General features: G+C 72.2%; 9 protein-coding genes. All 9 read left to right on the top strand.

The annotated features are described in order from the left end of the window. The first annotated feature begins 125 nt into the window (after nucleotides 1-125). The 9 genes from ACTJKJ_RS13625 to ACTJKJ_RS13585 all read left to right on the top strand — a co-directional run bounded on the left by ACTJKJ_RS13625 (nucleotide 126) and on the right by ACTJKJ_RS13585 (nucleotide 20576). Nucleotides 126-1709: a glycoside hydrolase family 28 protein gene (locus ACTJKJ_RS13625; RefSeq protein ID WP_440820778.1), complete on the top strand. Its 1584-nt coding sequence runs from the start codon at nucleotides 126-128 to the stop codon at nucleotides 1707-1709. A 72-nt stretch (nucleotides 1710-1781) separates the two neighbouring features. Next, the gene (locus tag ACTJKJ_RS13620; RefSeq protein ID WP_440820777.1) at nucleotides 1782-3338 is read left to right on the top strand and encodes a methyl-accepting chemotaxis protein; all 1557 of its coding nucleotides are present in this window, start codon (nucleotides 1782-1784) and stop codon (nucleotides 3336-3338) included. Between the two features lie 128 nt (nucleotides 3339-3466). Next, nucleotides 3467-4600 carry an ABC transporter substrate-binding protein gene (locus ACTJKJ_RS13615; RefSeq protein ID WP_297382258.1) on the top strand — a complete coding sequence of 378 codons (1134 nt, stop codon included), beginning with the start codon at nucleotides 3467-3469 and terminating at the stop codon, nucleotides 4598-4600. A gap of 112 nt (nucleotides 4601-4712) precedes the next feature. Beyond that, complete coding sequence (locus ACTJKJ_RS13610) at nucleotides 4713-5360, top strand: response regulator (RefSeq protein ID WP_440820776.1); 648 nt, start codon at nucleotides 4713-4715, stop codon at nucleotides 5358-5360. Further along, on the top strand, nucleotides 5344-8577 hold the full coding sequence (locus ACTJKJ_RS13605) for a sensor histidine kinase (protein WP_440820775.1): 3234 nt from the start codon (nucleotides 5344-5346) through the stop codon (nucleotides 8575-8577). Before ACTJKJ_RS13610 ends, ACTJKJ_RS13605 begins: the two co-directional genes overlap by 17 nt. 200 nt (nucleotides 8578-8777) lie before the next feature. Beyond that, nucleotides 8778-9101, top strand: coding sequence for a winged helix-turn-helix domain-containing protein (locus ACTJKJ_RS13600; RefSeq protein ID WP_440820774.1), 324 nt, complete (start codon nucleotides 8778-8780; stop codon nucleotides 9099-9101). 22 nt (nucleotides 9102-9123) lie between these two features. Further along, on the top strand, nucleotides 9124-11745 hold the full coding sequence (locus tag ACTJKJ_RS13595) for a 2-oxoglutarate dehydrogenase E1 component (RefSeq protein WP_440820773.1): 2622 nt from the start codon (nucleotides 9124-9126) through the stop codon (nucleotides 11743-11745). Between the two features lie 49 nt (nucleotides 11746-11794). Further along, a complete protein-coding gene (locus tag ACTJKJ_RS13590; RefSeq protein ID WP_440820772.1) occupies nucleotides 11795-18853 on the top strand; it encodes a two-partner secretion domain-containing protein in 7059 nt (2352 codons plus the stop codon). Nucleotides 18854-18881: 28 nt separating this feature from the next. Beyond that, a complete protein-coding gene (locus ACTJKJ_RS13585) occupies nucleotides 18882-20576 on the top strand; it encodes a ShlB/FhaC/HecB family hemolysin secretion/activation protein (RefSeq protein ID WP_440820771.1) in 1695 nt (564 codons plus the stop codon). Nucleotides 20577-20586 lie beyond the last annotated feature (10 nt).

Genomic DNA, 20586 nt, shown 5'->3' with positions numbered 1-20586 from the left:
GGTGGCAACGCGGTGGTCATTCGGTGATGTCTGCGTGGCGGCTCCTCCGTAAGCTGCGACCCCCGATCAATGCTTCGCGCCCGCCTCGGCCCCGCCGCGGCCGGCGCACCGACTTCAAGGATCCCATGTCCCTGTCCTGCTCGATCCGCCACCTCGCGACCGTCACCGCGCTCGGCGCGGCCGCCCTGCCGGCGGCGCACGCCGCCTCGTTCAATCCGACGCTGCCGGCCGAACCGCGGCTGCCCACCGCCACCGAGGTCTGCAAGACCCTGACCGCCTCGCTGACGCAGACCGGCGGCCTGCTGCCGAGCTCGGTCGACGCGGATCCCGCGAACTCGCAGCCGGACACCGCCCAGATCCAGGACGCCATCAATCGCTGCCCTGCCGGCCAGGCGGTGCGCCTGGTCGCCAGCGGCAACGCCAACGCCTTCCTGTCGGGACCGCTGGTGCTGAACAGCAACGTCACGCTGTGGGTCGACAGCAACGTGACGCTCTTCGCGTCCCGCAGCCCCAAGGACTTCGACAACGGCGGCGGCCGCTGCGGCACCGCCGGCGGTGACGGCAAGTCGTGCAACGCGCTGATCCGCCTGAAGAATGCCGCGAACAGCCGCATCGTCGGCGACGGCCGCATCGACGGCCGCGGCGGCGCGGTGCTCACCTCCGGCCCCAACGCCGGGAAGATGACCTGGTGGGACGTCGCCAACCTGCTGGAGGCGACCGGCAAGAAGCAGAACAATCCGCGCCTGGTCAACCTGATCGGCGGCAGCAACTTCACGCTCTATCGCATCTCGCTGCTCAACTCGCCGAACTCGCACGTCGTCGTCAGCGGGCTCACCGGCTTCGTGGTCTGGGGCACCAAGGTGCTGGCACCGTCGCTGGCCTACTCCAAGCCCAACTACGCCTGCTCCGCCGGCACGACACCCAACCCCGACGTCGCCGCCACCCAGCCCAGCACCTGCTTCACCCCGGCCACGGCCGCCAACACCGACGGCATCGACGTGGTCGAGAGCTCGAAGGTGAGGATCGCGCACTCGTCGATCAGCACCGGCGACGACCACATCGCGATCAAGGCCGCCGACGCGCCGGCCTCCGACATCTACATCGCCAACAACGACTTCTACCACGGCCATGGCATGTCGATCGGCAGCGAGACCAAGCAGGGCGTGAGCCAGGTGCGGGTCGACGACCTCAGCATCGACGGCTTCGACGACGCGCAGGTCAACGGCCTGCGCATCAAGACCTACGACAGCGTCGGCGGCACGGTCAGCAACGTGATCTTCGCCAACGTCTGCATGCGCAACGTGAAGCAGCCGCTGATTTTCACGCCCTACTACAGTTCGGGCAACCACAGCACCGCGCCCAACATCAACGACATCCTGCTGCAGAACATCCATGTGCTGAGCAGCGCGAAGTTCGGCGCCGGCAAGCTGGTCTTCCGCGGCTATCGCAACGGCAGCGTCGTCAACCCGCTGAAGATGACGCTGGACAACGTCGTCTTCGACTCGACGAGCTTCCTCACCGCCGACGGCAAGAAGGGCGGACCCACTCAACCGGAGGATGCGACCTTGACGCTGGGCCCCGGGCCGGTGACGATCCCCTTCGCGGCGTCGTCGACCTTCAAGCTGATCGACCAGCGCGGCGGCGCCCAGGCACCGCGGGCCTGCGACAGCGCCTTCCCGCCCTTCCCCCTGGCCGAAGCGCCGATCTGAACGGGGGCCACCGCGCTGGCGCGGTGGCCTGCCGATGCGCTACAACCCGTCCATCCGACGAGGGAGATCATCGTGACCGCATTCGCCAACCTGAAGATCGGTGCCCGCCTGACCGGCGGCTTCGCGGCAGTGATCGCGCTGCTGATCGTGCTGGCGGTGATCGGCGTCACCAAGATCAGCGCGGTGGACGCCAACACCGAGGTCATCCTGCATGACCGCTTCGTCAAGGTGCAGCTGGCCCAGACCGTCGAGAACGAGGTCAACAAGCAGCTGCGCGCGATGCGCACCGCGCTGATCGTGTCCGACCGCGCGATCGTCGAGGGCGAGCTGGCCAAGATCGAAACCTCGCTGCCGGTAGTGGGTCGCGCGATCGACCAACTCGGCGTGACGGTGCGCAGCGACCGCGGCAAGGCGGCGCTGCAGGCGCTGATCGATGGGCGGGCGAAGTTCAAGGAGAAGGAGCGGCAGCTGGTCGACCTGATCAAGGCCGGCAAGATCGACGAGGGCCGCACGCTCCTGGTGACGGACATCCTGCCGCTGCAGACCGTCTACCTGGGGGCCGTCGAGGGCTTCGTGGACACCCAGGCGGACAGCATGGAGGAGTTCGGCGCGCAGGCCTCGGCGCTGGCCCGCGGCGCCCGCACGCTGATGATCGTGCTGTCGGTGATCGCGGTGCTGCTGGCGGTGGGCATCGCCGTGCTGCTGACGCGCTCGATCACCCGGCCGATCGCCCAGGCGGTGCGGGTGGCCGAGACGGTCGCCGCCGGCGACCTCACCTCCACCATCGCGGTGGGCGCCCGCGACGAGACCGGCCAGTTGCTGGCCGCGCTGCGCTCGATGAACGACAGCCTGGTGCGCATCGTCGGCGAGGTGCGGCTGAGCAGCGAGTCCATCGCCACCGGCTCGACCCAGATCGCCACCGGCAGCATGGACCTGTCGCACCGGACCGAGGAGCAGGCCTCCAGCCTCGAGCAGACGGCCGCGGCGATGGAGGAAGTCGCGTCCACCGTGCAGCGCAGCGCCGACTCGGCGCGCAACGCCACGGCGCTCGCGGCCACCGCCAGCGAGGTCGCCACCCGCGGCGGCTCGGCCGTGGCCGAGATCGTCGCGACGATGCGCGACATCAGCGCCAGCTCGACCCGGATCGCCGACATCACCGGCGTCATCGACGGCATCGCCTTCCAGACCAACATCCTGGCGCTCAACGCGGCCGTGGAGGCGGCGCGCGCCGGCGAGCAGGGCCGCGGCTTCGCGGTGGTGGCCGGCGAGGTGCGCACGCTGGCCCAGCGCGCGGCCACCGCCGCCAAGGAGATCCGCGCGCTGATCGGCGAGAACGTCAGCCGCGTCGAGACCGGGTCGCGCCTGGTCGAGGGCGCCGGCACCACGATGGACGAGATCGTGCGGCAGATCCGGCAGGTGGCCGAGCTGATCACCGAGATCGGCACCGCGACCGGCCAGCAGAGCCTGGGCATCGGCGAGGTCAGCAAGGCGGTGCACGTGCTCGACCAGGTGACGCAGCAGAACGCCGCGCTGGTCGAGGAATCCGCCGCCGCCGCGGACAGCCTGAGCCAGCAGGCGCGCCGGTTGACCGAACTCGTCGGCGCCTTCAAGCTGCACCTCGGACGCTGAGCGGCAGCGCGACCCGCGGCCTTCCGGGCAAATTTCCACACCGGTGAACGCGGCGTCAGCGCTCGGTGATGTCTGCGGCGCAGTCCCTCCGTAAGCTGCGCCCACCCCTTCCAACCAGCAGTCTTGCCATGCGCATGTTCTCCACACTGGGTACCTTCTTCTCCGCCATGGCGGTGGCCGGTGCCGCCGCCGCGGCCGATCCTTCGGTCACCGGGACCATCCTGCTCGGCCAGGTCGCGCCGTTCAGCGGCCCGTCGGTCAAGCTGGCCGAGGAATACAACCTGGGCGCACGGACCTACTTCCAGGCGCTCAACGAGCGCGGCGGCGTCAACGGCCACCGCGTCGAGCTGCGCACCCGCGACGATCGCTACGACCCCGCCGAGACCGCCCGCCAGGCCAAGGCGCTGATCGAGCAGGACGGCGTGTTCGCGCTGTTCGGCACCGTCGGCACCGGCACGACGCTGGCGGCCGTGCCGGTCGCCACCGCGGCGGGCGTACCGCTGTTCGCGCCGTCCACCGGCGCCGAGGCGCTGCGCACGCCGCTGAACCGGCAGATCTTCCATGTGCGCGCCGGCTATAACCAGGAGGCCGATTACATCGTCGAGCAGCTCTCGACCAGCGGCCTGCGCAGCGTCGCGGTGCTCCACCAGGACGACGCCTTCGGCAAGGCGGCGCTGGAGGCGGTGACACGCGCGCTGACGCAGCGCGGCGTGAAGAACGTGGGCATGGCCGCCGTCGAGCGCGACGCCACCGAGGTGTCCGACGTCGCCCGCAAGCTGGCCGCCGGTCATCCGCAGGCGGTGATCCTGATCGCCTCCTACACCTCGAGTGCCGCCCTCATCAAGACGATGAAGAAGCAGGGCTACGCCGGCCAGTTCGTCGCGACCTCCTACGTCGGCGGCAAGTCGCTGGCCGATGAGCTCGGCGGCGAGGGCAGCGGCGTGTGGATCTCCGAGGTCGTGCCCTTCCCCTGGGGCGAAGGCACCGCGCTGCAGCGCGAGTACAACCAGGCGCTGCAGCGCGCCGGCGTGCCGCATCGCAGCTTCGGGTCGATGGAGGGCTTCCTGGCCGCCAAGGTCTTCACCGAGGGACTGCGCCGCGCCGGCAAGGAACCGAACCGCGCCCGGCTCATCGCCGCCCTCGAGTCGATGCAGGGTTGGGACGCGGGCGGCTACCGGATCTCCTACTCGCCCACCGACCACGCCGGCACCCATCGGGTTGAGATGACAATGATCGGCCCCGGAGGCAAGTTCGTGCATTGACGATGACACCCAGCATATCCAGCGACCGCCCCTGCCCGCGCCCTGCGCGGGCGGTTCTTTTCCCGCGATCCGCCCTGCGTCCCCGCGGCCCCGCCGCGCGCGACCGGGGGTCGTGGCGGTGAGCCCCGCCGTCAAGACCCGCGTGGTGATCGCGGACGATCATGCGCTGGTGCGCGAGGGTCTGCGCAAGGTCCTGGAGCTCGACGACAGCATCGAGCTGGCCGGCGAGGCCGCCAACGCCGACGAGGTGATGGCCCGCCTGGCGCAGGGGGGCGTCGACCTGCTGCTGCTGGACCTGCTGATGCCGGGCTGCACCGATGTCGAGCTGATCCAGCGCATCCACGCCGCCCATGCCGAGCTGCCGGTGCTGGTGCTGACCATGCATGCCGATCCGCACATCGCGCGCCGCGCGCTGGAGGCCGGCGCGGGCGGCTACCTGACCAAGGACATCTCCACCGAGCTGCTGATCGACGCCATGCACCACGTGGCCGCCGGCCGCAGCTACGTCGACCCCTCGCTCAGCGCCGCGCTGATCCGCCAGGAACCGAAGGCGCCGGAGCCGCTGGAGTCGCTGTCCCCGCGCGAGCGCCAGGTGCTGGTCGCGCTGGTGCGCGGCCAGTCGCTGGTGGACATCGCCGCCGCGCTCCAGGTCGCGCCGAACACGGTGAGCACCTACAAGACCCGCCTGATGGACAAGCTGGACCAGGCCTCGTTGAGCGACCTGGTGCGATACGCCGTGCGCCATGGCATCGTCGACTGAGCACGCGACCGGGCTCGCCCCGGTCGTGTCGCCGGCGCGGTGCCTGCTCAACCTGCTCCCCTCAAGCGGCCCACCCGCCGACTCGCGCAGCCTGCCGGCTCGCTCACGCCGGGCGCGTCTTCCGCTCCTCACCGTCGTCGCCGCCCTCGCCCTGGCGCTGCTGGCGATACTTGCGCCCCTGCCCGCGCGCGCCGAGCGCATCGTGCTGGCCTCCTACCAGGAGCGCGAGGGCCTGCAGAACCTCACCCCCACCTGCCTCACGCAGGACCGGCGCGCGGTGCTGTGGATCTGCACCGAGAACGGCCTGTTCCGTTTCGACGGTTTCCGGGTCCATCGCGAGCCGTTGCCGGTCGCGGTCGGCAACGGCATCTGGGGCGGCCGTGTCGACGGGCTCGGCCGGCTCTGGCTGACCACCGACCAGGGGCTGTTCCTGCGGCGCCCGTCGAGCGACGCGGCGCGCCCGGAGGGCGGCGAGGCCGCGGACTGGGTGGAGATCCGGCGCGCCGACGGCCAGCCGCTGGACGTGGCCTTCGACGGCCAGTTCGACGTCGACGAGCGCGGCGTGCTGGTGGCGGTCGATCGCGACCACCGGTTCTGGACAGCCACCGTCGGCGAGGCCGGGCCGTCCACGGTCCGCGCCGAGCCCCTCCCCGTGGCCGCCCTCGACCGCCCGCCGTCGGCCGGCTACGTCGAGACGACCCCGCTGCGGCAGCTCGGCGACCGCCTCTGGTTCGGTTGCGGCGACGGCCTGTGCGCCTGGGACCGACGCCAGGCGGCGGTGACGCTGTGGTCCGCCGCGCAGGGCCTGCCGCCGGAGGCCTGGGCGACGCTGCTGGTCGGCCGGGACGGCAGCCTGTGGGCGCGCGGTCGCAGCCACCTGGCCCGCCTGGCGCCCGGCGCCCAGCGCTTCGAGACCGTCGAGGCGCCGATGGTGAACCGGGAGTGGGAGGCCAGCAGTCCCCTCATCGAGGATCCCCGCGGCGGCATCCTGATGGCCGCGGCGACCGGGATCGCCCGCTGGGACGGCCGGGCCTGGCAGACCTGGTCCCGCGACGACGGCCTGCCCGACTCGGCCGTGCGCAGCCTGCTGGTGGACGGCGACGGCGCGCTGTGGCTGGGCGCGTCCGGCCAGGGTTTCCATCGCTGGATCGGCTACGGCGACGTGGACCACTGGAGCCGCGCCTCGGGCCTGCCGTCCGACGTCGTCTTCCGCCTGCTGCAGGACCGCAGTGGCCGCCACTGGGCCATCACCCGCGAGGGCCTGGCCTGGTTCGACGCCGCGGCCCGCCGCTTCCAGCCGCTGCCCCCTTCCGCCGCCACGGCGCCCCGCGTCGCCGGCATCGTGGCGGGCGCGGCCATCGATGCCGCGGGCGACCTCTGGTGGCTGGACCGCGGCCAGCTCAACACGATCAAGGCGGGCGGCACGACGGCCCGCCGCGTGCTCACCGAGCCTGCGCTGCTGGGCCTGCTGGCCGGGCATGGCGGAAAGCTCTACATCACGAGCCGCTCGCGGATCGAGCGGCTGATCCCCCAGCCCCGGGGCGGCGTGAAGCGCGAGCCGGTCGCCGCCGACCTGCCCGGCGGCGAGCCGGCCGTCGCCGTCTTCAGCGACGGCACGACGGACTGGTTCATCAACGTCCGGTGGCAGGTCTTCCGCGCGCAAGGCGACGCCTGGGTGCCGCTGCGCGACGACCAGGGCCGGGTGCTCACGGCCTACACCGCGACGGTCGCGGAGGGCGCGCTGTGGGCGTCGGACGACCGGGGCGTGGCCACCTACACCTTGTCCGGCGACCGCGCGCAGCTGCGGCGGCGGATCCCCAAGGCGTCCTTCGGCGGGGCCGATCCGATGTGGGTGGTCCGCGGCCCGGGGAACGAGATCTGGCTGGGCACCGGACGAGGCGTCTTCCGCCTCGGCCCGCAGGGCGAGTGGCTGGGCCTGCTGGACCGCGACAGCGGCCTGGTGTGGAACGACGTCAATGACGACAGCTTCCTGCTGGACGCCGCCGGCGACGCCTGGATCGGCACCAGCGGCGGCGCGACGCGGGTGCGCCGGCGGCCGCCGCCGCCGGGCGCGCCCGCCGTGTTGCGGGTGGACCGGCTGGAATTCGGCACCCACCAGTTCAGCGGGCCGCCGACCGCGCCGGTGCCCTGGACCGACCGCCAACTGCGCATCACGCTGGGCACGCCGACGCTCTCGCTGCCGCGCGACCGCCGCATCGAATACCGGCTGTCGCCGCAGGCGCCGTGGCGCACGGTCGAGGGCGCGTCCATCGACGTCGGCGCCATGGACGAGGGCCGGCACCTGCTGACGCTGCGGGCCGCCGGCCGCGTGCCGCTGGAGCCACCGGGGCCGGAGCTGGTGCTGCCCTTCACCATCGCGCCCCCGTGGTGGAACTCGCCCGGCATGCGGCTGACCTACCTCGCGCTGCTCGGCGCGCTCTGGTGGGCGCTGACGCTGTGGACGCAGCGCCGCGCGCGGGCGCGCCGGCGCACGCTCGAACGGGCCATCGACGAGCGCACGGCCGAGCTGCAGGCCTCGCGCGAGGCGCTGCACCGGCTGAGCGAGCACAACGCGCTGGCGCTCGAGCAGGAGCGCACCCGGGTGTCCCGCGAACTGCACGACGAGCTGGGCCAGCAGCTGGCGGCGCTGCGCCTGGAGATCGCCGTCATGCGCGCGCGCGCCGCACGGGCCACCGCCTCGATCGACGCCGGCCAGTTGGACCTGCTGCATGAGCGGGTCGACCGGCTCGTCGCCGCCGTGCGCGCGGTGGTCTCGCAACTGCGTCCGCCGGCGCTCGATGGCGGCCTGGAAGCGGCCTTCCGCTGGCTCGGCACCGAGTTCAGCCGCGACACCGGCCTGCCCTGCGACGTGGCCGTCGCGGCGGGCGCCGGCCAGCTGGGCTCCGAGGCCGCCACACAGCTGTTCCGCGTCGCGCAGGAATCGCTCAACAACGTGCGCCGTCATGCCGACGCGACCCGGGCGGCCCTGTCGCTGTCCTTCGTCGACGGCCTGTGGATCCTCACGGTGCGCGACGACGGTCGCGGCTTCGACCCCGGTGGCCGGCCCGCCGGGTACGGCGTGATGGGCATGCATGAGCGGGCCCGCCTGCTGGGCGGGACGCTGTCGATCCACAGCGCGCCCGGTCAGGGCACGGTGGTCGAACTGCGCGTCGTGCCCGGCACGCCGGCCGCGCCACCGTCCCCCTACGGTACGTAGTTGTTCGACTACACGAAGTGGCAAAAGTGCGGATTCCTGCACAGGTTTTTCATTGCATCGTCCTGTAGAGTTTCACCTACACGCTCGCAGTAGCTCTTCAGGATCCCACGATGTTCATTGCCGTGCCACCGCGTCATGCGGCTTTCCACCCGACGGGCCTTGAGGCGGACAGCCGCGCGGAACCCCCTCTTCGACCCTCGGTGCCCTTCTCCGACGCCAGCTGGCGTTTCGGTGAATGCCTGGTTCGTCCGGCCTGTCGTGACATCGTTGTCAGCGGCCAGTCGCGTCACCTGCAACCGCGCCCCTTCGACCTGCTGGTCCACCTGATCGAGCACCGCGACCGCGTGGTCAGCGCCGACGAGCTGCTGGACGTGGTCTGGGGCGAGCAGGACGTGCAGCCCGGCGCGCTGGCGATGGCGATCGCGCGGATCCGCGCCGTGCTGCAGGGGGCGCTGCCGCCCTCGGTCGAGATCATCCGCACCTACCACCGCGTCGGTTACCGCTTCGTCGCCGCGCTGGAGTGAGCAGACCCGGCGCGAACCTCCCATGAGTTCCTTCCGTGTGGGCACGGACGCGCCCCGCCCCGCCGTCACGGCCCTGATCGAGGCCTTCCGACGCGACGGCCACCGCCATGCGCTGCTCGACCCGTTGGCGACGAACTCGCGGGTGCGGCCGCCCCGCCCTGCCGACTTCGGCCTGGCGCCGGGCGATGCGCTGACCGGCGATGGCGGTTCGGTGATGGGTGCGACCCATGTCGAAGCGCTGTTCGCCCGGCTGCGGGCGATCTACTGCGACACCCTCACGCTGGACGCCTCGGCCGTGCGCAGCGCCGAGCGACGCGACTGGCTGCAGCGCCGGATGGAGTCGGACCGGCCGGTGCTGACCGGTCCGGAGGCGGCCACGCTGCTGCGCCGCCTGGCCAATGCGCAGGCCTGGGAACGGCATGTCGCGCGCCTGCATCCGCAGGCCAAGCGCTTTTCGCTCGAAGGCTGCGAGGCGCTGCTGCCGCTGCTCGAGCAGGTGCTGGAGACGGCGGCCGCGCAGGGCGTGGACCAGGTCTTCATGGGCATGCCGCATCGCGGGCGCGTCAACCTGCTCGCCACCCTGCTGGGGCATCCGGTCGCCGAGTTGCTGGACCATTTCGCGACCGAGCCGGTCCATCCGGAGCGCCAGCGCGAGCTGGTCCACCAGCTGGGCGGCGACTATTGGCTGCACACCCCGCGTGGGGAATTGCGGGTCGCGCTCGCGAGCAACGCGTCCCACCTGCAGAGCGTCTATCCGGTGGTGCTCGGGCGGACCCGCGCGGCGCGCAGCGCCGACGGCCCGGGGCGTGAGCGCAGCATCGCCGTCGTGCTGCATGGCGACGCCGCCTTCGCGGGCCAGGGCGTGGTGATGGAGACGCTGGCGCTCGGCCTGCGGCCGGGTTACGAGGTCGGCGGCGTGCTGCACATCGTCATCAACAACCAGCTGGGCTTCACCGAACCCAACCGGATGGACCCGATGGCCGGGCGCTTCTGCACCGATCCGGTCCGGATGATCGATGCGCCGGTGCTGCGCGTCGGCGCCGACGATCCCGAGGCGGTGCTGCAGGCCGCGCGCCTGGCGGTGGACTATCGCGCCCGCTTCGCCGCCGACGTCGTGCTGGACCTGGTGGGTTATCGGCGCCACGGCAATTCCGAGCACGACGTGCCCGCGCTGACCAGCCCCGCCCTGTATCGACGCCTGGCGCGTCGCGCCAGCGTGACCGCGCTCTACGCCGACCGGCTGGTGGCCGATGGCCGCTTGTCGGTCGCCGAGGGACGCGCCTTGGCGGCCGCCGGGGACCGTTTCGATCCCGACGCGGCGCCGGGCCGGCCGATGCGCGACCGTCCCGCCGCGATGGCCCGGCCGCTCGGCCACGACGCGGCCGCGCACGCCGTGCGGGAAAACGAACGGACCTGGAGCGTCGCCGTGCCCTCGCTCGTGGACAGCGAGCCCACGGCCGCGCTGACGACGGCCGCCGTGCGCTTCGCCCTGACGCTGCTGACGACGCCGCCGCCGCGCTTCGAGCCGCATCCGATGCTGGCCGCGCTGCTGGTGCGTCGACGCGCCCTCGCGGCGGACGAGCACCTGGGCGTCGACTGGTGCACGGCCGAGGCGCTCGCCTGTGCGACGGCCTTGCGCGCCGGCGTGTCGCTGCGCCTGTCCGGGCTGGACGTGCAGCGGGGCACCTTCATGCATCGCCACGCGGTCTGGCACAACCAGGCCGACACCGCGCCGTCGAGCTGGACACCGCTCGCACCCGCGGCGCGGCGCGGCGCGCGGCTGGAGATCCACAACTCCCTCCTGTCCGAGGAGGCGGTGCTCGGCTTCGAGTACGGCCACAGCGTGCAGGCTCGCGACACGCTGACCGTGTGGGAAGCGCAGTTCGGCGACTTCGTCAACGGGGCGCAGATCTTCCTGGACCACTACATCAGCTGCGGCGAGGAGAAATGGGGCCTGCCCAGCGGCCTCACCCTGCTGCTGCCGCATGGGCACGAGGGCGCGGGGCCGGAGCAGTCCAACGCCTTCCTGGGCCGCATGCTGCAGCTGTGCGGCGCGGACAACCTGCGCGTCGCCTGCCCGTCGACCTCGGCCCAGTACGCGCACCTGCTGCTGGACCAGGCGATGACGCCGCGGCGCAAGCCGCTGATCGTGCTCACGCCCAAGACCCGTTTGATGAGCGACGCGCGCAGCCAGACGCCGGTCCGGATGCTCGCCGACGGTCGCTTCGAGCCCGTGCTGGACGAGGTCGCGGCCGATCCGGCCGTCGTGCGGCGCGTCGTGCTGTGCAGCGGCAAGCTGCATTACGAGTTGCGCGACGGACGGGACGCGATGTCGGTGTACGCCCCCGAGCGGGCGGCCGAGATCGCGCTGGTGCGCGTCGAGCGGCTCTACCCGTTCCCGAGCGATGAACTGGGCGCCGTGCTGCGGCGTTATCCGGGCCTGGAGACCGCGGTCTGGGCGCAGGAGGAAACCCGGCATCAAGGCGCGTGGCACTTCGTGCGCGACGAGTTGTCGGCGCTGCTGCCGGCCGGCGTCACGCTGCGCGAGGTCTCGCGGCCGCCCTCCGCGGCGGGGGCGACCGCGTCGGCCGTGTTGCATCGCGAGCAGCAGGCGGACCTGGTGCGGCAGGCCCTGGATGGCTGATTCCGCCGCACTTGCGTAAGAATGCGACGTCACGTCTGCAGGCCCGCCCATGAACAAGCACGTTCCGCGCGTTCCGCATCGAAGTGCCCCGCCGGCTGCGCTGCCGGCCCCGCTGCCGGTCGCCTGCGCCGCGGCGATCCTGCTGGCGGGCGCGGCCCTGGCGCCGTCCGCGGCGGCCGCGCCGGGCGGCGGCCAGGTGACCGCGGGCAACGGCCGCATCGTCCAGGGCAACGGCACCACCACCATCACGCAGCAATCGCCCCGGCTGGCGATCGACTGGACGAGCTTCGGCATCGCCGCCGGCGAATCGGTCCGCTTCATCCAGCCCGGCCCCGGCGCGATCGCGCTGAACCGCGTCACCGGTCGTGAACCCAGCAGCATCCTGGGCGAGCTCAGCGCCAACGGCACCGTGTTCCTGCTCAATCCGAACGGTGTGCTGTTCGGCCGCGGCGCGCGGGTCGACGTCGGCAGCCTGGTCGCCAGCACGCTGCAGCTGAGCAACGCGGACTTCGAGGCCGGGCGGCATGCGTTCTCCGGCGACAGCGCCGCGAGCGTCGTCAACCGCGGCACGATCCAGGCGGGCGCCGGCGGCAAGCTGGCGCTGATCGCCGCCAAGGTCGAGAACGCGGGCACGCTGAACGCGGACGGCGGCAGCGTGCTGCTCGCGGGCGCGTCCGCGGTCTCGCTGACGCTGGCCGATGGCCGACCGCTGGGCTACACCATCAGCCGCGGCGCGGCGCAGGCGTTGGCCGCCAACGGCGGGCTGATCGTCGCCGATGGGGGCCATGTCGTGCTCACCGCCAAGGGGCTGGACGGGCTGGCCGAGTCCGTCGTCAACGCGTCGGGCGTCGTGCAGGCCAGGACGGTGCGCCAGGACCGCGGCGTGATCGAGTTGATCGCCGACCCGGCCACCGGCGTCGCGCGGGTCGAGGGGCGACTCGACGCCAGCGCGCCGGAGGCCGGCGGCGTCGGCGGCACGATCCGCGTGCTGGGCGACAAGGTCGGCGTCTTCGACGGCGCGCGGCTGGACGCGCGCGGCGCCGCCGGCGGCGGCCAGGTGCTGGTCGGCGGCAACTTCCAGGGCGCGGGACCGTCGCCGAATGCGACCGCCGCCTTTGTCGCGCCCACGGCCGCCATCGACGCGAGCGCCACCACGCGGGGCGACGGCGGCGAGATCGTCGTCTGGGGCACCGAGGTCGCGAACGTCTTCGGCCGACTGAAGTCCGTCGGCGGACCGCAAGGCGGCGCCGGCGGTCGCATCGAGACCTCCGGCCATGTGCTGGACACCACCGGCATCGATGTCGAGGTCTCCAGCGGCGGCCTGTGGCTGCTGGACCCGTACAACGTCACCATCTCCACCGGCACGCAGACCGGGGGCGGCTTCTCCGGCGGCATCTGGACGCCGAGCGCGAGCGGCTCGCTGGTCAGCGTCAACAGCATCCAGACGCTGCTCAACAGCGGCAGCAACGTCACCATCCGCACCGTCGGCGCGGGCGCGCAGGAAGGCAACATCGCGATCAACGGCAACATCGCCAAGACCGCGGGCGGGGCCGCCACGCTCAGCCTGGAGGCCGACGGCCGGATCACCACCAATGCCAGCGCGGGCACGCATCGCACGATCACCAGCACCAGCGGCGCGCTGAACGTGTCGATGAGCGCGGCGGCGACGACCACCACCTCGGGCAACAGCCCGATCAGCCTGCGCTTCCTGGACATCAACGCCAACGGCGGCAACATCACGGTCACCGCCAACCGCGCCACGGCGGCCACGGCCGCGGCGGTGGACCTGAACAGCAACGTCTGGACCACCACCGGCGCGGGCAGCATCTCGATCACCGGGACGCAGGCCAGCAGCGGCAACGGGATCGGCGTCTGGTTGCGTTCGAACAGCTTCAGCACCGCCGCCGGGTCGATCTCCGTGAGCGGCACCAGCGGCGGCACCGCGACGGTCACCGGCACGAACGCCAGTGGCGCGCCGCTGTTCTCGACCGGCAACATCGGCGTCTACCTCAACGGGGGCAACACCCTGAGCAGCAGTGGCGGCGGCGCGATCACCCTGGCCGGGACCGCGACCGGCAACACGGCCACCTGGTCCGGCAGCGCGGTCACGCTCGGCGCGCTGGACGCGCTGTCGACCGCCGGGGCGCTGACGATCACCGGTACGGCCTCCAATCCGTCGGCGAGCACCTACCGGAACCAGCAATCCACGGTGGCGCTGATCGGCAGCAGCTCGAACGCGGTCACGCTGACGGGCGGGTCGGTGACGATCACCGGCACGAACACGACGGTCGGCGGCGCCGCCAGCACCAGCAACGGGAACGCGGCGGTGAAGCTCGACGGCAAGGTCGACATCACCGCCTCGACCGGCGCGCTGCACATCGCGGGCAGCAACGCGGGGGGCGACGGCGTCTGGGGATCCGGCAGCGCCGCCGTCCGGCTCAGCGCGCCGGCGGCGATCCCGATCCAGATCTCCGCGCAGGCGCTGGACACGGTCAGCGGCTACACCGGCTTCTACATCGGCGGCCCGGCGACGCTGTCGGTGCTGACGCTGGCGCCCTTGCAGATCAGCGCCGAGAGCCAGGTCGCCACGCGGCGCGCGCTGTGGAACAAGGGCGGGCTGATCGTGCCCGGCGCGCTGAGCATCACCACGGCCGCCGGCATGGTGGCCGACGACACCACCTTCGGCGGCTACTTCCACATCGGCGGCGCGACCTCGATGACGGCGGCTGGCGCGGGCAACACGGTGAGCCTGGTCAACCCCGGCAATGCCTTCTCGGGCGCGGTCGCGGTGACGGCGGCGGACACGACCTTGCGCAACAGCGCGGCGCTGACCTTGGGCGCTTCCAGCATCACCGGCACGCTGACGGTCACGGCGCCCGGGATCTCGCAGAGCGGCTCGGTGTCGGTCTCCGGCGCGAGCACGCTGAACAGCGGCAGCTCGGCCATCACGCTGGCCAATGGCGCCAACGCGTTCGGCGGCGCGATGAGTCTCACCGCCGGTAATGCGACGGTGGCCGCGAATGCGCCGCTGACCTTTGGAGCATCGACGCTGACCGGCTCGTTGACTGCGAGCGCGCCCGGACTGCTGCAGACAGGCGCGCTCTCGATCGCAGGCACGACCGCGCTCAACAGCGGCACCTCGGCGATCACGCTGGCCAACAGCGGCAACGTGTTCACCGGCGCTGTGAGCCTCATCGGCGGCGATGTGACGATCGGCTCAAGCACGCCGCTGCTGCTCGCGGCCTCAACCTTGAGCGGCGGCATCAGCGCCACCGCGCCGGGCATCTCTCAGAGCGGCGTCCTGTCCATCGCCGGCCCGAGCGCGCTCAACAGCGGCAGCTCAGCCATCACGCTGGCCAACGGCGCCAACGTGTTTGGCGGCGCGATGAGTCTCACGGGCGGCGATGCGACGGTGGCAGCGAATGCGCCGCTGACCTTTGGCGCTTCGACGCTCACCGGCTCGTTGAACGCGAGCGCGCCGGGGCTGCTGCAGACGGGCCCGCTCTCGGTCACAGGCACGACGACGCTCAACAGCGGCACGTCGACCATCACGCTGGCCAACAGCGGCAACGTGTTCACCGGCGCCGTGAGCCTCATCAGTGGCGACGCAGCGATCAACTCCAGCACGCCGCTGCTACTCGCGGCCTCGACCTTGAGCGGCGGCCTCAGCGCCGCCGCGCCGGGAATCTCACAGAGCGGCGTCCTCTCGATCGCCGGCCCGAGCGCGCTCAATAGCGGCAGCTCGGCCATCACGCTGGCCAACGGCGCCAATGTGTTTGGCGGCGCGATGAGTCTTACCGCTGGCAATGCGACGGTGGCAGCGAGTGCGCCTCTGACCTTTGGAGCATCGACGTTGACCGGCTCGCTGAACGCGACCGCGCCGGGTCTGCTGCAGACGGGCGCGCTCTCGGTCGCGGGCACGACCGCGCTCAACAGCGGCACATCGACGATCACGCTGGCCAACAGCGGCAACGTGTTTGGCGGCGCGATGAGTCTTAACGCTGGCAGTGCAACCGTGGCCGCCAATGCGCCGCTGACCTTTGGAGCATCGACGCTGACCGGCTCGTTGACTGCGAGCGCGCCCGGGCTGATGCAGACGGGTGCACTCTCGGTCGCAGGCACGACCGCGCTCAACAGCGGAACGTCGACGACCACGCTAGCCAACACCGGCAACGTGTTCACCGGCGCCGTGAGCCTCATCGGCGGCGATGCGACGATCGGCTCAAGCACGCCGCTGCTCCTCGCGGCCTCGACCTTGAGCGGCGGCCTCAGCGCCACCGCGCCGGGCATCTCTCAGAGCGGCGTCCTCTCCATCGCCGGCCCGAGCGCGCTCAACAGCGGCAGCTCGGCCATCTCGCTGGCCAACAGCGCCAATGCGTTTGGCGGCGCGCTGAGCCTAACCGCTGGCGATGCGACGGTGGTCGCGAATGCGCCGTTGACGTTTGGAGCATCGACGCTGACCGGCTCGTTGACTGCGAGCGCGCCCGGGCTGTTGCAGACAGGCGCTCTTTCGGTCGCAGGCACGAGCGCGCTCAACAGCGGCACGTCTGCGATCACGCTGGCCAACAGCGGCAACGTCTTCACCGGCGCTGTGGGCCTCATCGGCGGCGATGTGACGGTCAGTTCAAGCAGCACGCTGCTCCTCGCGGCCTCGACCTTGAGCGGCGGCCTCAGCGCCACCGCACCGGGCATCTCGCAGAGCGGCGTCCTCTCGATCGCCGGCCCGAGCGCGCTCAACAGCGGCAGCTCGGCCATCACGCTGACCAACGGCGCCAACGTGTTTGGCGGCGCGATGAGTCTCACGGCTGGCAATGCGACGGTGGCCGCGAATGCGCCGCTGACGTTTGGAGCATCGACGCTCACCGGCTCGTTGAACGCGAGCGCGCCGGGGCTGTTGCAGACGGGTGCGCTCTCGGTCGCAGGCACGACCACGCTGAACAGCGGCGCGTCGGCAACCACCCTGGCCAACAGCGGCAACGTGTTCACCGGCGCTGTGAGCCTCATCAGCGGCGACGCAACGATCAACTCCAGCACGCCGCTGCTCCTCGCGGCCTCGACCTTGAGCGGTGGCCTCATTGCCACCGCGCCGGGAATTTCACAGAGCGGCGTCCTCTCGATCGCCGGCCCGAGCGCGCTCAACAGCGGCAGCTCGGCTATCACGCTCGTCAACGGCGCCAACGTGTTTGGTGGCGCGATGAGTCTCACGGGCGGCGATGCGACGTTGGCCGCCAACGCGCCTCTCACGTTTGGAGCGTCGACGCTGACCGGCTCACTGACCGCGAGCGCGTCGGGTCTGCTTCAAACGGGCGCCTTGTCGGTCGCGGGTCCGTCCACGCTCGACAGCGGCACTTCGGCCGTCACGCTCGCCAACGTCGGCAACACCTTCGGCGGCGCGCTGAGCCTCACCGGCGGCGACGCGACGATCGTGGCCCACACGCCGCTGACCTTCGCCGCATCGACGCTCAGCGGCTCGCTGACGGCCAGCGCGCCCGGGCTGCAGCAGACCGGAGCGCTGTCGGTCGCCGGGAATTCGACGCTGAACAGCGGCACCTCGGCGATCACGCTGGCCGACGCCGGCAACGTGTTCACCGGCGCCGTGAGCCTCACCAGCGGCGACGTGCTGCTCAACACCAGCGTCCCGCTGGTCTTCGCGCCCTCGTCCGCGGGCGGCGCGCTGCGCGTGAGCGCCCCTGGCATCCAGCAGGTCGGCGCCGTCTCGGTCACCGGTCCCGCCACGCTGGACGCCGGTGGCGCCGACATCGCCCTGCCCCGCCCGGACAACCACTTCGGCGGCACGCTGAGCCTGACCGCCGCCGACGCCAGCGTTGCCGCCGCCGGACCCCTGGTCCTCGGCGCTTCGGCCGTGAGCGGCAACCTGGACCTGACCGCGTCCGGTGTCTCGCAGCTCGGCGCGCTGGCCGTGGGTGGCACCACGACGCTGAACGCCGGCGGCACGGCCGTCCTGCTGCAGGACCCGCTCAATGCCCTGCACACGCTGCGCGTCGTCGACGCCGGCAACCTCGCCGTCGTGAACGGCCAGGCGATGACCGTCGATGGCGTCGGTGCCACGGGGAATGTCTCGTTGACGACGACCGCCGGCGACCTGACCGCCACCGGGACCTGGCGCGTCACCGGTGGCGACCTCCTCCTGTCGGCCGGCGCCACTCGCGCGCGCGGCGATGCGGCCGGTGGCGACGTGATCAGCACCGCCACGCTGAGCCTGGACCCCGGCCGCCTGCTCTCCGTCTACACCGGCAGCCTCGACGGCACCGGGCTGGCGGGCACGCTCGCCGAGCGCGCGCCCGACGGCAGCGGCAATTTCCGCTATGGACGGCAGGCCGGCGACGCGCCCGGCGCGATCGGCGTCGGCGACGGCAGCTCCTACGTCCTGTACCGCGAGCGCCCCGTGCTGACGGTCACGCCCACCGACGGCGCCAACACCAAGGTCTACGACGGCGGCCTGAGCGATCCCGGCATCGCCTACACGGTGGCGGGCCAGCGGCACGGCGACAGCGCCGCGATGATCCTCACCGGCCGCCTGGACCGCGCGCCCGGCCAGGACCGCGGCCGCTACGCGGTCCAGCCGGGCACGCTGGCCGACCGCCTCGGCTACCTCGTCACCGTGTCGCCCGGGCACAGCTACGAGATCACGCCCGCACCGCTGCTCGTCTCGGTCACGGACGCCAGTCGCCTCATCGGCCGGCCCGACCCGGCGTTCTCGGTGACCTATGCCGGCTTGGTCGCGGGTCAGACGGCCGCGACCAGCGACCTGTCCGGCACGCTGCGCTACCTCACCGGCGCGACGGCATCGTCCCCGCCCGGACGTTACGCGGTGTCGGCCACGGGCCTGTCCAGCCGCAACTACGACATCCGCTATGCGCCGGGCGTCCTGACCGTCTTCCCGGCCAGCGCCGGCCTGATCGCGACCGGCTCGGAGCAGGCCGCATCGCGTTACCTCTCGGCGCTCGCCGACCTGTTCTGGAAGACCCGGGCCATGACCTCCGCACCGCTGGACCACCTCGAGCCAGCGAAGGTGGACATCGGCCACTGGTGGACCGGGACGCTCTCGGTCGAGACCCGCGATCTGCCGCCGGAGTCGGTGCGATAGAGTCGGCGGGCCCGACGACGAACCCCTCATGATCCGCCGCCCGCGCGACACACCCCCAGTTCATCGAACCCTCGTCCAGGCCTCGCTGCTGCTCCTGATGGCACAGCAGGCCCAGGCGGACGCCCTTCCCATGGTGGCGGAGGCCGCCAATCGCGCCAGCGCGCCGCCCAGCCAGCTCACCGCCCCCTCGCGCGACATCGCCTTGCCCCGTCGCCCGGACGATCCCGCCCAGGCCTCGGCCTCCGCGGACGAGACTCCCATTCCCGTGCGCCGCGTCCGCGTCACCGGCGCGCGGCTGTTCACGGCCGAGGCCCTGGAGGCCCTGGTCGCCGACCTGAACGACGGCACGCGGACGCTGGACGAGCTCGCGCGCGGCGCGGCCCGCATCACCGAGCACTACCGCGATCACGGCTGGTTCCTGGCACGCGCGGTCCTGCCGCCGCAGACGATCCGCGATGGCGAGGTCGAGATCCGCGTGATCGAAGGCCGGCTCGCCGAGGTGCGTGTCCAGGTGGCCCCGGGCAGCCGCATCGACGCCTCGGTCCTCGAGGCCCGCATGGCCGCGATCCCGCTCGGCGAGCCGCTGAACCAGGCGCAGGTGGACCGCACGCTGCTGCTGCTGTCCGACCTGCCCGGCGCCCGGTTGAAGGCGCGGCTGCAGGCCGGCGCGCAGCCCGGGGACACGACGATCTCGCTCGAGTCCGAACCCGCGCCGCTGCTCAGCGGCCGGATCGAGGCGGACAACCATGGCTCGCGCTACACCGGCCAGCGCCGCGCCGGCGGGTCCATCGTGCTGGACAGCCCGACCGGGCACGGTGAATCGATCAGCGCCCGCCTGCTCGCGAGCGAGGGCGACCTCTACTACGGCCGCCTGGCGGCGCAGCTCCCCCTCGGCAACGGCGGATGGAGCACGGGGCTGAGCGTGACACGCACCCAGTACGCGCTGGGCTCGTCCTTCGCCGAACTCGACGCGCGCGGACAGGCCAACGTGGCGGAATGGCAGCTCAGCTATCCGCTGATCCGCGGCACCGCCCTCAACCTCACCGCGCAGGCCAGCCTCGAGCGTCGTCGCCTGAACGACGAGATCCGCGCCACCGGGACCGCCACCGGCAAGCGTGCGACGCATGGCACGCTGCAGCTGATGCTCGGCCTGCGGGACGATGTCGCCGCCGGCGCGGATACACGGATCGCGCTGCGCGTGGGCCGCGGGCACCTGGGCTTCAGCTCGCCGGACGCGGCGCTCATCGACAGCCTGAGCGCGCGCACCGCGGGGCGCTACGGCACGCTCAACCTCGACCTGCAGCGCAACCAGCGACTCGGCGGCGGCTGGGGCGTGCTGATGGCGGCCAGCGGGCAGCTCGCCTCGCGCAACCTGGACTCGTACCAGAAGTTCGTCCTCGGCGGCGTGCAGGGCCTGCGCGGCTACCCCTCGGGCGAGGCCGTCGGCGACGAGGGCTGGCTCGCGTCCGGCGAGCTCTACTACGCGGCGAATCCGGCCTTCATTCCCAGCGTGTTCCTGGGCGCCGGCGGCGTGCGGCTCAACGAGGCGCCTTTCCTCCCGACGGACAACCGCCGCACGCTGCACAGCTACGGCGCCGCCCTGCGCGGCACCTGGCGGACGATGGACTGGACGCTCTCGATCGCCGGACACGGCGCGGAGCGGGCGCAGTCCGAGCCGGACCGCGCCGTGCGCGTCTGGGTCCAGGCCGGCTGGGCGTTCTGACCGGTCAGGG

Origin of the sequence: Roseateles sp. 22389 (assembly GCF_052044995.1) — a bacterium.
GTDB lineage: Bacteria > Pseudomonadota > Gammaproteobacteria > Burkholderiales > Burkholderiaceae_C > Roseateles.
The sequence above is the reverse complement of the archived record's forward strand: the minus strand, read 5'-3'. Positions and strand labels throughout refer to the sequence as shown.